A 12337-nucleotide genomic window follows, 5' to 3' on the forward strand; every position below is an offset into this window, starting at 1 on the left:
CGATGAAGCTTTTGCTGCCCATTCTCTTTGTGCTGGCCACCGCCGGCTGCGCAAATATCCCAGAGTTGGAAGGCAGCGAAACCGCCGCATTGCGCAAGGCACCCTACCCCAAGCTTATTGCTTTGGATCCCGCCCTCGGCCCTCCGACCGATCCAATCAGCGAAGCGGAAGAGGTAGAAGAAGACCTGACAGCACGCAGCGAAGCGTTGGCGGAAAAGGCCGAAGCGCTACAGAATGCCGAGATTAACTAGGATTTCGGTCACGTCACTAGCTCCAAAAGATTAGACGGATTGCACCCCTGCCTCGAACCCGCTAAGGCAGCCCGCAAAGGACACTTCGCCATCGCGGGCGGTATTGCGAGCAGAAAGGACCCAAGGGAATGACACAGGCGCTGAGGCTTGGAATTGCCGGATTGGGAACCGTTGGCGTGGGTGTGGTCAAAATTGTGCGTCGTCATGCCGATTTGTTGCACGCCCGCACCGGGCGTCGCATCGAGATCACCGCAGTTTCGGCCCGTGATGCCAGCAAGGACCGTGGCGTAAACCTCTCGGATTATGCATGGGAAACCGATCCCGTTGCATTGGCCAAACGCGAAGACATCGATGTTTTTGTCGAACTGATGGGCGGCGAGAACGGCCCCGCGAAAGCTTCGGTCGAGGCGGCGCTGAACAGTGGCAAGGATGTCGTCACCGCAAACAAGGCGCTGCTGGCGATTCACGGGCAGGAATTGGCGGAATTGGCTGAGGCCGCAGGGCGTGTAATTCGCTTCGAAGCGGCTGTCGCGGGTGGTATCCCGGTAATCAAATCTCTGACCGAAGGACTGGCGGGTAACGAGATCACGCGTGTCATGGGCGTCATGAACGGTACCTGCAACTATATTCTGACCCGGATGCAATCGCAGGAGTTGGGCTATAACGCCCTGTTCGAGGAATGCGCGCAGCTTGGCTATCTTGAAGCTGATCCCAATCTGGATGTTGGCGGCATCGACGCGGCGCACAAACTGGCGCTGCTGTCTTCGATTGCCTTTGGCACCAAGCCGAATTTCGATGGGATCGAGATCGAGGGCATTCAGCATATTAGCCTCGATGACATCCATCAGGCCCACGACATGGGGTATCGCATCAAGCTGTTGGGTGTAGCACAGCGAACGGCGCGCGGACTGGAACAGCGGATGCAACCCTGTCTAGTGCCGAGCAATTCTCCGCTAGGTCAGTTGGAAGGCGGAACAAACATGGTTGTGCTGGATGGGGACGCAGTTGAACAAATCGTTCTGCGCGGCCCCGGTGCCGGTGAAGGTCCCACTGCCAGCGCGGTGATGGGCGACGTTTGCGATCTGGCGCGAGGCTTGCATATACCGACATTTGGCCGCCCCGCGACGACCCTGCAAGACGCAGCCTCCGCCGTTACTGGCTTACCTGCACCCTACTATCTGCGGCTCGGTCTTCTGGACAAACCCGGCGCTCTGGCAAAGGTCGCGGCGATTCTGGGCGATGCTGGAGTCTCGATCGACCGGATGCGGCAGTATGGGCACACAGAAAGCACAGCGCCCGTGCTGATCGTGACCCACAAAACCACGCGGGCGACGCTGGACCATGCGCTGGATGGCCTGCGCGCCACCGATGTGGTGGCCGGAGAACCCGTCGCCCTGCGTATCGAACAAGTCTGACCCCTTGCGGCCTATGCTGCGCGCAGGCTATGCCGGATAAAACGCCTTAGCTGACCAAAGGATATGCGAAGATGAACGCTGCCAAGATCGATTTCAACGACCGCCTGCTGTCTCTGGGCCTTGCACGGGTGGCAGAACAGGCCGCGCTGGCGTCCGCCTCTCTGGTTGGCCGGGGTGATGAGAAAGCTGCCGATCAGGCTGCCGTCAACGCTATGCGTGAACAACTGAACCTTCTGGACATTGAGGGTGTCGTTGTCATTGGTGAGGGCGAGCGTGATGAAGCGCCAATGCTCTATATCGGCGAAGAGGTTGGCACTGGTAACGGCCCGGGCGTAGACATTGCGCTGGACCCGCTTGAAGGCACAACCCTGACCGCCAAGGATATGCCCAACGCGCTGACCGTCATTGCCATGGGCCCACGCGGCTCAATGCTACACGCTCCGGACGTATACATGGACAAACTGGCCATTGGTCCGGGCTTTCCCGAAGGTGTCGTAAGCTTGGACATGAGCCCGCGCGAGCGAGTTGAAGCGCTGGCCAAGGCCAAAGGCTGTGAGCCTGCGGATATTACCGTATGCATATTGGAGCGTCCTCGCCACGAAGCGATGATTGCTGAAGTCCGCGATACCGGTGCGTCGATCCGCCTGATCACAGATGGCGACGTCGCAGGTGTGATGCATTGCGCCGAAAGCGAAGTGACCGGCATCGACATGTATATGGGTCAAGGTGGTGCGCCCGAGGGTGTGCTTGCCGCAGCCGCGCTGAAATGCATGGGCGGTCAGATCTTTGGCCGCCTGTTGTTCCGTAATGACGACGAACGTGGCCGGGCGGCCAAGGCGGGCATCACCGATCTGGACCGTGTTTATGCGCGCGACGAGATGGTAACGGCGGATGTCATCTTTGCCGCTACTGGGGTCACCGGAGGCTCACTGCTGCCGCGCATCAAGCGGGAACCGGGTTGGGTTGAAACAACGACGCTGCTCATGCGATCAAAAACGGGCTCGGTGCGGCGGATGTCCTACCGCACGCCGATGTGGCCACACAACGAAGCATAGCGGCTTGCGCCAGCGCCTTCAGCAAGAGTATTCATAAAAGACCAAGAGGCCGGATCCGCAGGGGTCCGGCCTTAGTGCATGAGGTGAGATGTGGCATTTCTGGGCGTAGAGCAATCTCTGACGGGGCGACGCTGGATCGGACCGGGGATTGAGGTCGAGCGGTCAGCAGAAATGATGGCGCAGCAGACAGATCTGCCTCGCGCCGTCTGTCAGGTTTTGGCACGGCGTGGTGTTCCGGTGATGGAGGCCGCCGGTTTCCTGGAACCTAAGTTGAAGGAACTGCTGCCCGATCCGCGATCGATGAAAGATATGGAAGTCGCTGCGGCCCGGTTTCTACAGGCTGTGCGCAAGCGCCAAAAGATCGCAGTGTTTGCTGACTATGATGTGGACGGGGGCAGTTCGGCTGCGTTGTTGTTGGTGTGGCTGCGCCAGATGGGGCTTGACGCGACGCTTTATGTGCCCGACCGGATTGATGAAGGCTATGGGCCAAATGTGCCTGCAATGCAGGAACTTGCGGCTAGCCATGACCTGATCATCTGCGTGGATTGCGGAACGCTGAGCCACGAACCTATCGCGGCGGCGAAGGGTGCGGATGTGATCGTTTTGGATCACCATTTGGGTGCAGAAACCCTGCCGGATTGCGTCGCCGTGGTGAACCCGAACCGACAGGACGAAAGCGGCGATCTGGGCTATCTCTGCGCTGCTGCGGTGGTGTTCCTGATGCTGGTCGAGGCGGGTCGTCAGTTGCGTGAGGCCGGGGCCAAGGGGCCGGATTTGATGGCAATGCTCGATCTGGTGGCGCTGGCCACGGTGGCGGACGTTGCGCCGTTGATCGACGCCAACCGGGCGCTGGTTCGACAGGGCCTGAAAGTGATGACCCAAAGGCAAAGGCCTGGTTTGGTCGCGTTGTCAGACGTGGCGCGCATGGATACCGCGCCCAATAGCTATCATCTGGGGTTTCTTCTGGGACCGCGCGTCAATGCAGGCGGCCGCATTGGTCAGGCTGATCTTGGCGCGCGGCTGCTGAGCACGGACTCGATCACTGAGGCCGAAGCCTTATCCGAGCGGCTGGATGCCCTGAATTCGGAACGGCGCGAGATCGAAAACGCGGTCCGCGCGGCGGCCTTGGCGCAAGCCGAGGACCGTGGGCTGGATGCGCCGCTGGTCTGGGCCGCAGGCGACGGTTGGCATCCCGGCGTGGTAGGTATCGTTGCTTCGCGGCTGAAAGAGTCGGCAAACCGGCCCGCTATCGTGATCGGGTTCGACGGGGATGAGGGCAAAGGTTCAGGCAGGTCGATCTCGGGCGTTGATCTGGGCGCGTCGATCCAGCGACTGGCTGCCGAAGGGCTGCTGGTCAAGGGTGGTGGCCACAAGATGGCGGCCGGTCTGACGGTGATGCGTGATCAGTTGGAGCCTGCAATGTCGCGCCTGTCCGAGCTTCTGGCCAAACAAGGCGCAGGCCAAGGCGGTCCCGCCGACTTGAAGCTGGACGGGGCGCTGATGCCCGGGGCCGCGACAGTCGATCTGATCGAACAGGTAGAGAAAGCGGGTCCTTTCGGGGCCGGTGCCCCTGCCCCGCGCTATGCGCTGCCTGATCTGCAAGTGCGCTTTGCTAAACGCGTGGGCGAAACACATTTGAAGCTGTCACTTTCGGATGGAATGTCTGGCGGACTGGATGCCATCGCCTTTGGCGCGTTCGACGGTCCGTTGGGGGATCGCCTGTCTAATCACGGCGGTGCGCGGTTCCATTTCGCGGGTCGGCTTGAGGTGAATACCTGGGGTGGACGACAGAGCGTGCAGCTGCGGCTGGAAGACGCGGCAGAAGCTGTCTGACAACCGTTTCAACGCCGCTCGGGAACGGCCAAAAAAGTTTCACAGCCTTGCGTTTTTCGTCTTGCGGGGGGGGAAGGTAAACCGTAAAAGGCCCTCCACAAGCCAGCGTGGCCCGTTCGTCTATCGGTTAGGACGCCAGGTTTTCAACCTGGAAAGAGGGGTTCGATTCCCCTACGGGCTACCACTTGTGCTTGTCTGGTCTAAATGGCCCGTTCGTCTATCGGTTAGGACGCCAGGTTTTCAACCTGGAAAGAGGGGTTCGATTCCCCTACGGGCTACCATTTTCTTCAATGCTACAATCGTTCCCGGCGACGTATTCTTACAGCATCGTGTTTAGCACGAAACCTGCGCGCCCCGTTTTGAAGACGCGAAATGCGGTTGAAGGCACGCCTGTCAATGGCTGCCCCGGACCGAGTTCACCAGCATTTGGTATTTGCCATTCCATCACCAAGCCTGCACAGTTTTGGCCAACAACAGATATGATTTGGATTCCCAATGGATTACCTCAAAGAACGCAAAGACTTCGCGATCGCGATCTGCAAGGAAGCTGGCACAATCGCCTCCAGGTATTTCTCCGACCGGGGCGGTTTGATCGTCAATCAAAAAGGCGCACAGGATTGGGTCAGCGAGGCAGACCGGAATGTCGAAACCTTCATCCGCCAGAGGATCGCCGAGGCTTGGCCCAACGATGGCATATTTGGCGAAGAGCATGGTGAAACACAAGGCTCAAGCGGATTTGACTGGGTGATCGATCCAATTGATGGCACCACGAATTTCGTCAATGGCATTCCGGCCTGGACCATCGTTCTGGCGGGCGTCGCTGAGGAAAATACCGAGATCGGAGTAATCCATGACCCAAATATCAATGAGACCTTCGTAGCCTCGCGCGGAGGCGGGGCAACATTGAATTATGCGCCAATGAGGGTCGCTTCGGGTGTTGCGCTGCATCAAGGAACGGTGGCAGTGGGTTATTCGAACCGGGTGGATAACCGTAACATTGTTCCAATCGTCGCGAACCTGATTGAGCGCGGGGCCATGTTTCACAGAAACGCCAGTGGCGCGCTGTCATTGGCCTATGTCGCGGCGGGCCGGCTGCTTGGCTATGTCGAAGAACATATGAACGCCTGGGATTGTCTGGCTGGTCAATTGATGATCGCGGAAGCAGGCGGCGTGGTTGAAGATCAGGACGCAGGTGTAATGATCCGCAACGGCGGTCGGGTGATCGCTGGTACTCCGGATGTGTTTGATACTTTGCGTGAAATCTCGGAGAACGCGTGGCAGGCCTGACAATCTAGTCGATTGAGCGCCATCCGCTCAGCGGTTTAAGGTCCGTTAGATCGGCTTGCCAATAATGGCCTTGCCCGGGCTGATCATACCTCCGATCAATGGGGCGGCCCGACAAGGAGCACCACAGAAGGGTCCCGACGGCCCCATGGGTAACGATGGCGAGGTCACTGCCATCATGCGTTTCGATAATTGAAGTTACTGCTTGGTTTATACGCCGCTGGGCGGCAACGGCAGTTTCCCAGCCGCGAAAACTGGTGTTGGGGTGGGCAAAGAATGCGTCAGCGGCAGCTTCGAACCGGTCACGCGGCAGAAAACCGGTGGCGCTTCGATCATTCTCGCCAAGTGCGGCATCTTGTTTTATCCGCAGGCTTCGGGGCGCGGCCAGGATGTCGGCCGTCTCGCGGGCCTTTTGCTCGGTGCTGGCCCATAGGTGGGTAACTTCTGCAAAAATTCCGCTGGTTGCGAAGGCCGCAGCGCGGCGGCGGCCTTCCGCGCTAAGCCCCCAGTCCTGAATGGGGGTGTTCGGGTCAATGATAACCTCGGGGTGCGTGATGATTAGAAGACAGGGCATCTATTCGGGCAAAAGCACCGGACCTTTCTCGGCGAAGGCCATCTGTACTTCTGTACCCGGCTCTAGCGGCGCATCGACATCGTCATGGACTGCAAAGACCTGGCCGAACGCACCGGTCAGAGTGTACTCCATTCGGACACCCACATAGGTGGCTTTGGAGACGGTCGCCGCAACTCCTTGCGCGGCCCCGATCACAAGTCGAGAAGGCCGGATGGCGACGGTCGCAGGCCCTTCGGTCAAGCCACGGGATGCCAAGGTATGGTGGTAGCCTTCGATCTCGATGGTGGCCATGTCGCCGTCGACCGAGATGATCTGGCAGGCAAGCAGATTGGCCTCACCAATAAAATCCGCAACGAAGCGATCATTTGGGGCGTCATAAAGCTGGCGAGGCGTGCCAATCTGGGCAATCGCGGCATTCCGCATCACGACGATTTCGTCCGATACTGCCAGAGCCTCTTCCTGATCGTGTGTCACGTAGACGACGGTCAGGCCAAGGTCTTGCTGAATGGCCCGGATGTCCTCACGCACCTGGCGGCGTAATTTCGCGTCGAGGTTCGAAAGCGGTTCATCAAACAACAGCACCTGTGGTTCCAACACTAAAGCCCGCGCTACAGCGACGCGCTGCTGTTGGCCACCAGACAGTTCTGACGGGAGACGGCCGTCAAAACCTTTCAGGCCAACCAGCTCTAAACCGTCCAACGCGCGGCGGCGGGCCTCGTCTTTAGCAAAGCCCGAGAACGTGAGGCCATACATCACGTTCTCAAGCACGCTCATATGAGGAAACAGTGCGTAGGACTGGAACACCATGGATACGTCGCGGTCCGTCGCGGGCAGTTTGGTCACATCGCGATCCCCGATAGTGATCTTTCCTGAGGTGGCCATTTCGAGCCCTGCGATCATCCTCAGCGTCGTCGTCTTGCCGCAGCCTGACGGGCCCAACAGCGTGACCAGTTTTCCTGCATCGACATTCAGGTCAATATTGTCGACGGCAACGACATCCTTGCCAAACATCTTTGTGACGGACTCGAACCGAACCGGCGCGGCTTTGGACTGCAGGCTCATGTCAAACTCTCCTAAACATTTGTCCGCGACTGCGTCATTCGTCGCCCGATCTTGGTCCGGCCCACGATCAACTGCATGAGGGCAACCACTGACAGCATCACAAAGATCAGAGTGGTGGAATAGGCGATGGCGAGACCATAGTCGTTATTCTCGACCCGCCCGATGATATAGCTGGTCGCCATGTCATATTCCGCGCTGACCAGAAAGATCACTGCCGAAATCGCCGTCATGGCCCGCACGAAGCTGTACACAAGCGCCGCAAGAATTGCCGGGCGCAGTAGTGGCAGGATGATCCGCCGGAAAGTCTGCCACGAATTTGCACCAAGTGTCAGCGAGGACTCGTCAAGGCTGCGATCCAGTTGCGACATGCTGGCGATGCCGGCTCGGACACCGACCGGCATATTGCGGAAGATGAAACTGACAACAAGGATGACACCCGTGCCCGTGATCTCGATCGGTGGCACGTTGAAGGCGAGAATGTAGCTGACACCGATCACGGTACCGGGGATGGCAAAGGACAGCATGGTGCCGAACTCAAAAGCGTCTTTGCCTGCGAAACTCTGCCGGGTTAGTAGATAGGCCGTCACGAGCCCAACTGCAGCCGTAAGCGGCGCGGCGATTGCGGCGATTGTTATGGTGGTCCAGAAACTGTCCCATGCGGCCCCTGTCCAGCGAATTCCTTCCGACTCGAACCGAACCGAGAAGGCAGTGACGTAGTGCTTGAACGTCAGGGAATTATTGACTCCCCACAGTTCAACCACGCTGCCGTAGACGATCATGGCGTAGACGACGATGGTAAACACCGCCCAGCCAAGGGCGACGGTTAGCACCGGGATGGAAAGGCCGGTTGGCATCAATGGATGTACGCCAGCGTCACCTTTGCCCGTGACTGTGGTGTAGCTTTTCTTACCCAGCCAGGCTCGCTGCGCGTAGAAGGCTGAAAGCGTGAAGAACAGAAGCACCATGGCCAGAACCGCAGCGCGGCCTTGATCATATTGCGCACCAACAATTGCAAAGAAAATCTCGGTCGACAGCACATCGAAATTGCCACCTAGCACAAGTGGGTTGCCGAAATCGGCCATGCTTTCGATGAAGCCCAGAAGGAAAGCATTAGCAAGGCCCGGGCGCATCAACGGCAGGGACACAGTTTTGAACGTCTGCCACCTGCTGGCGCGCAGTGTCTGTGCCGCTTCTTCCATCGAGGGAGACACCCCTTCAACGACGCCAATCAGTACAAGGAAGGCGATGGGTGTAAATGCCAACGTCTGCGCAATCAGAACACCCGGCATGCCATACAGCCAGCGAGTGGGTTGGGTGCCGAACAATTCGGCAAAGAACTGCGTTACTGAACCCGACAATCCAAACAGCAGGATCAGCGCTAGGCCGATCACGAACGGTGGCGTGATAATCGGCAGAACCGTCAGTGCGCGCAACGCGCGCTTGTACCGAAAGCCCGAGCGGGTCACGACAAGCGCAAAGCACAAGCCGAGCGCAGTGGTGATGAAGCCGACGAGGATGGCCAGAAACAGTGAGTTCCATGCCGCCCCGCATCGTGCGCCCCAGAAACATCCCAGCCCCCAAAGCCGGTCGTCAAAGAATTTCGAGAAGAACACTGCGATGGAGTACGCGCCCTCTTCCGTCACAAAGGCAGCGAACAGCATCTTGGCGATAGGAAAGAATACAAACGCGGTGACGATGGTGATCACACCACCGATGGCGCTGACCACGAAGACGTCTCCGTTAATCGCCCCACGTGCGGCGACACCCTGGGTCAGAAGGAACAGAAAACTCGACGCGCAGATCATCGCGCCATAGCCCATGCCGAACTGCCGATCACCGAGCTCGCCAAACAGGGTTTCGAGCCAGTCGAAGTTGTAGCCTCGGATTCCGATGCTGAACCCTTGTGCGATCAGCCAGCCGAAGCCCAGCGCCCCTGACAGGATCAAAATTCGGGCATAAAGCGGATCTGATTTGGCGCGTCTTAACACCAGAAGTGGCAGCAGGAGTGCAATAAGAAGCGGAGCAAGCCACAGCTTTTCACCCTGCCCGATTAGAAAGGCAGCAGGCGCATAATCTTCGTCGAAAGGGTAGCCGTCCAGCAGCCACTCGAACGACCACAGGCCACCGTCAACCATGTACCACGGCAGCAGGCAGAATCCGACCCACCCGGCGATGACCCAGAAGATCAGAACCGGATGGGTCGTTTTTGTCGTGTCGTCAGTCATTTACTGCGGCAGTACCGAAACCTCTTCGTCCCATTTCTGCAGCAAGCGCTTGCGCTCATCCGACGAGCCGTATTTCTTGAAGTCATAGTCGATCAGCTTGATCTGGCTCATGTCAGGCGCGCTTTCCGAAGTTTCAGCACCTTTGTTTGACGGCACTTGGAAGGCATTTACCTGAAGGGCGAGGTTCTGCGCCTCGGGCGACAATGCCCAGTCATAGAACTTTTTGGCCTCATCTTCGTTGCGCGCGCCTTCGATGATCGACATCGAACCGATCTCGTAACCAGTACCTTCACATGGCGCGACGACTTTGATCGGGAAACCCGATACCGCCTGCTTTACTGCGTCATGCATGAAAACGATACCAATTGTATTCTCGCCTCGACCAGCAGCCTTGATCGGTGCCGAGCCCGACTTGGTGTATTGGTTGATGTTCGAATGCAGCCCCTTCATGAACTCAAACCCTTCGTCCTCGCCGAAGATTTGCACCATCGAGGCCAGGGTCGTGTAGGCCGTACCTGATGAGTTCGGGTTCGCCATCTGAACGTGCCCCTTGTACTCGGGCTTCAGAAGGTCCTTCCAGCAAGCAGGTTCGGGAAGGTTGTTCGCGGCGACAAGATCGGCATTGTAGCCGTAACCAAGCGCACCTGAATAGATGCCGATGGTCTTGTTACCCGCGCTTTCCGCCTGAGAAATCGCCCAATCATGAAGCTGGTCACGCATCGGCGACATGTATTCCATCGTCAGGCCCTCTTCTGCGGCCTGTAGATGTGGATCACCGGTACCGCCCCACCAGACATCACCCTTGGGGTTGGAGCTTTCTGCACGGATCTGAGCAAATGTCTCACCCGAGGATTTACGTGTCATATTGACGTCAATGCCAGTCGCATCTTCGAAACTGCGCGCCATAAGCTGGCACCAATCCTCTTGCGCAGAACAATAAAGTGTCAACTTGTCAGCCTGTGCCGCTGACATCGATGCGGCAAGGGCAATAAGCGATCCCAACGTTGTGGATGTAAATTTCTTCATTGATTTCTCTCCCTTTAAGTTCACTGCGTCCGGATTTCCCGGCTCTTATATGCCCTTCCTCATGCGGCCTTTCGCAATTTCTCGATAACAGCCAACGTCTCTTGATTATCTGACAGGCTCTTTAAAAAACGCGCCAGTTCTTTCTCTTCGACAAGCTTTGCGGCCTTGGCAGGTGAGAACCAGTGGCGCTTGCGTTCGTCCCGTTCCTTCCAACGGCGTTTGAGCCGTTCCACAATCAACGGATAAAGCGTTACGCGGCAAGGCACGCTGCTTTTACCCTCGTATCGCTTGTCATAGTGAAAGCACCCGATCGATTTCTTGGAGATAAAGCCAACAGCTCCGGCCTCTTCCAAAGCTTCGATTTCAGCGGCATGCCAAGGCTTCTTACCATCCATCATCCAACCTTTGGGGATGACCCACCGCCCCCGGTCACGCGAAGTGACCATGAGAACCCGCAGCTTGTCGGACTTGTCCCATCGCACAGGAAGCGCACCGATCTGATCTGTGAATTCGGTCTTGCTCATGCGCGCGCCCTTAGCTCTGGCACTACGCAAAGGGCAATCGCAACACATACGTGCTGTTGAACAAGGTGGCCACATCCAGAACGCCGGTGCACTTCGATTGCTACGCCTCGAAATAGAAACAGTTCTTTGAAGTCTCACAATGAATCGTGGGCTTTGCAACAGAAATTGTTGCAAAACGACTGAAACGCCACAAAAGTGAGATTGAAACCGAGTCGGATTGCCAGATGCCCAAAGCGGAAACGCGCGATAAGAAAACCAACAAGGGCCAGAGTCGGTTCAAGAAATCCGACCGCCGCCGTGAGATATTGTTGGAGTTGAAGCTTCGCCCGCACGTCCGGATCAGCGAATTGGCGCAGCGTTTCAATGTTTCGGCGGAAACGGTGCGCAGGGATTTTGATGCCCTAGCTGATGATGGGCTGATCTCGCGGGCGCATGGCGGTGCCTCTGCCCCGATACAAGGACGTTATCCAAGTCTGGATGAGCGCACCCACGCCCGCCTTGATGAGCGTGAGAAGATCGGCAAATGCGCAGCCGACCTGATTCAGGAAGGCGAGACGGTGATGATCGATTCCGGCTCAACCACGATCGAGATGGCCCGTATGTTGGCGTATCGGGGCATTCACTGCACGGCAATTACGAATTCGATACCGGTGGCCATGACCCTTGGTCACGCACCCGTTGAAGTCATTCTATGCCCAGGCGAATATCTGACCGCCGAGTCCGCCACGATCGGGACAGATACACTGGATTTCCTGTCTCGTTTCAACGTCGATCGTTGCATGATTGGCGCGTCCGGCCTGTCAGAAGAAGGACCGTCAGAGACCGTGCGCGGTTTCGCAACCGTCAAGCGGATGATGCTGGCACGCGCCGCGACGCGACATCTTCTGATCGGGTCCGAGAAATTCGACCGCAAAGGTTTGACCCGTGTGGGCGACCTTGACGGGCTGAATTCAATCGTAACTGATACCCAACCAACAGGGGATTTGCTTGGCGCGATCAACGACGCCGGGGTGAAGATTCTTGTCGCTGAGCAGTCCTTACAAAGAACGACAAACCGTGGACAGAAAAGCCACGCATGACTGGGAGGA

11 protein-coding genes and 2 tRNA genes are annotated in these 12337 nt (G+C 57.7%); 8 read left to right on the forward strand and 5 right to left on the reverse strand.

Translation table 11 applies throughout. From position 1 onward, the window contains the following. Positions 1 to 2 precede the first annotated feature (2 nt). From AC2TEM_RS19670 to AC2TEM_RS19700, 7 genes are all read left to right on the forward strand, one after another. The gene (locus tag AC2TEM_RS19670) at positions 3 to 251 is read left to right on the forward strand and encodes a hypothetical protein (RefSeq protein ID WP_170396262.1); all 249 of its coding nucleotides are present in this window, start codon (positions 3 to 5) and stop codon (positions 249 to 251) included. Between the two features lie 128 nt (positions 252 to 379). Beyond that, positions 380 to 1666 (forward strand): homoserine dehydrogenase, encoded by a 1287-nt coding sequence (locus tag AC2TEM_RS19675; protein ID WP_170403375.1) that lies wholly within the window; start codon positions 380 to 382, stop codon positions 1664 to 1666. A gap of 71 nt (positions 1667 to 1737) precedes the next feature. Then, entirely contained in the window at positions 1738 to 2721 is a 984-nt protein-coding gene (glpX, locus tag AC2TEM_RS19680; RefSeq protein WP_170422349.1) for a class II fructose-bisphosphatase, read from the forward strand. A 90-nt stretch (positions 2722 to 2811) separates the two neighbouring features. Continuing rightward, positions 2812 to 4554 (forward strand): single-stranded-DNA-specific exonuclease RecJ, encoded by a 1743-nt coding sequence (recJ, locus tag AC2TEM_RS19685; RefSeq protein ID WP_170422351.1) that lies wholly within the window; start codon positions 2812 to 2814, stop codon positions 4552 to 4554. A 109-nt stretch (positions 4555 to 4663) separates the two neighbouring features. Beyond that, positions 4664 to 4738: transfer RNA gene (locus tag AC2TEM_RS19690), tRNA-Glu, on the forward strand. 22 nt (positions 4739 to 4760) lie between these two features. After that, positions 4761 to 4835 (forward strand) — tRNA-Glu (locus tag AC2TEM_RS19695). A 214-nt stretch (positions 4836 to 5049) separates the two neighbouring features. Further along, on the forward strand, positions 5050 to 5841 hold the full coding sequence (locus AC2TEM_RS19700) for an inositol monophosphatase family protein (RefSeq protein ID WP_170422353.1): 792 nt from the start codon (positions 5050 to 5052) through the stop codon (positions 5839 to 5841). A 4-nt stretch (positions 5842 to 5845) separates the two neighbouring features. Here AC2TEM_RS19700 and AC2TEM_RS19705 read toward each other — a convergent pair whose 3' ends face one another. From AC2TEM_RS19705 to AC2TEM_RS19725, 5 genes are read right to left on the reverse strand one after another with little or no spacing between them, the layout of a single operon-like run. Next, on the reverse strand, positions 5846 to 6412 hold the full coding sequence (locus tag AC2TEM_RS19705; RefSeq protein ID WP_480856373.1) for a histidine phosphatase family protein: 567 nt from the start codon (positions 6410 to 6412) through the stop codon (positions 5846 to 5848). Next, positions 6413 to 7474 carry an ABC transporter ATP-binding protein gene (locus tag AC2TEM_RS19710; RefSeq protein ID WP_170422357.1) on the reverse strand — a complete coding sequence of 354 codons (1062 nt, stop codon included), beginning with the start codon at positions 7472 to 7474 and terminating at the stop codon, positions 6413 to 6415. A gap of 11 nt (positions 7475 to 7485) precedes the next feature. Further along, positions 7486 to 9699, reverse strand: a complete 2214-nt coding sequence (locus AC2TEM_RS19715) for an ABC transporter permease (protein WP_170422359.1) — start codon at positions 9697 to 9699, stop codon at positions 7486 to 7488. After that, positions 9700 to 10725: an ABC transporter substrate-binding protein gene (locus tag AC2TEM_RS19720; protein ID WP_170422361.1), complete on the reverse strand. Its 1026-nt coding sequence runs from the start codon at positions 10723 to 10725 to the stop codon at positions 9700 to 9702. A 59-nt stretch (positions 10726 to 10784) separates the two neighbouring features. Next, positions 10785 to 11249, reverse strand: a complete 465-nt coding sequence (locus AC2TEM_RS19725; protein ID WP_170422363.1) for an NUDIX hydrolase — start codon at positions 11247 to 11249, stop codon at positions 10785 to 10787. 224 nt (positions 11250 to 11473) lie between these two features. On the opposite strand from AC2TEM_RS19725, the gene AC2TEM_RS19730 reads away from it, so the two are divergent. Then, positions 11474 to 12328, forward strand: coding sequence for a DeoR/GlpR family DNA-binding transcription regulator (locus tag AC2TEM_RS19730; RefSeq protein ID WP_170422365.1), 855 nt, complete (start codon positions 11474 to 11476; stop codon positions 12326 to 12328). Positions 12329 to 12337: the final 9 nt, after the last annotated feature.

This window comes from Ruegeria sp. HKCCD3925, from assembly GCF_057221175.1.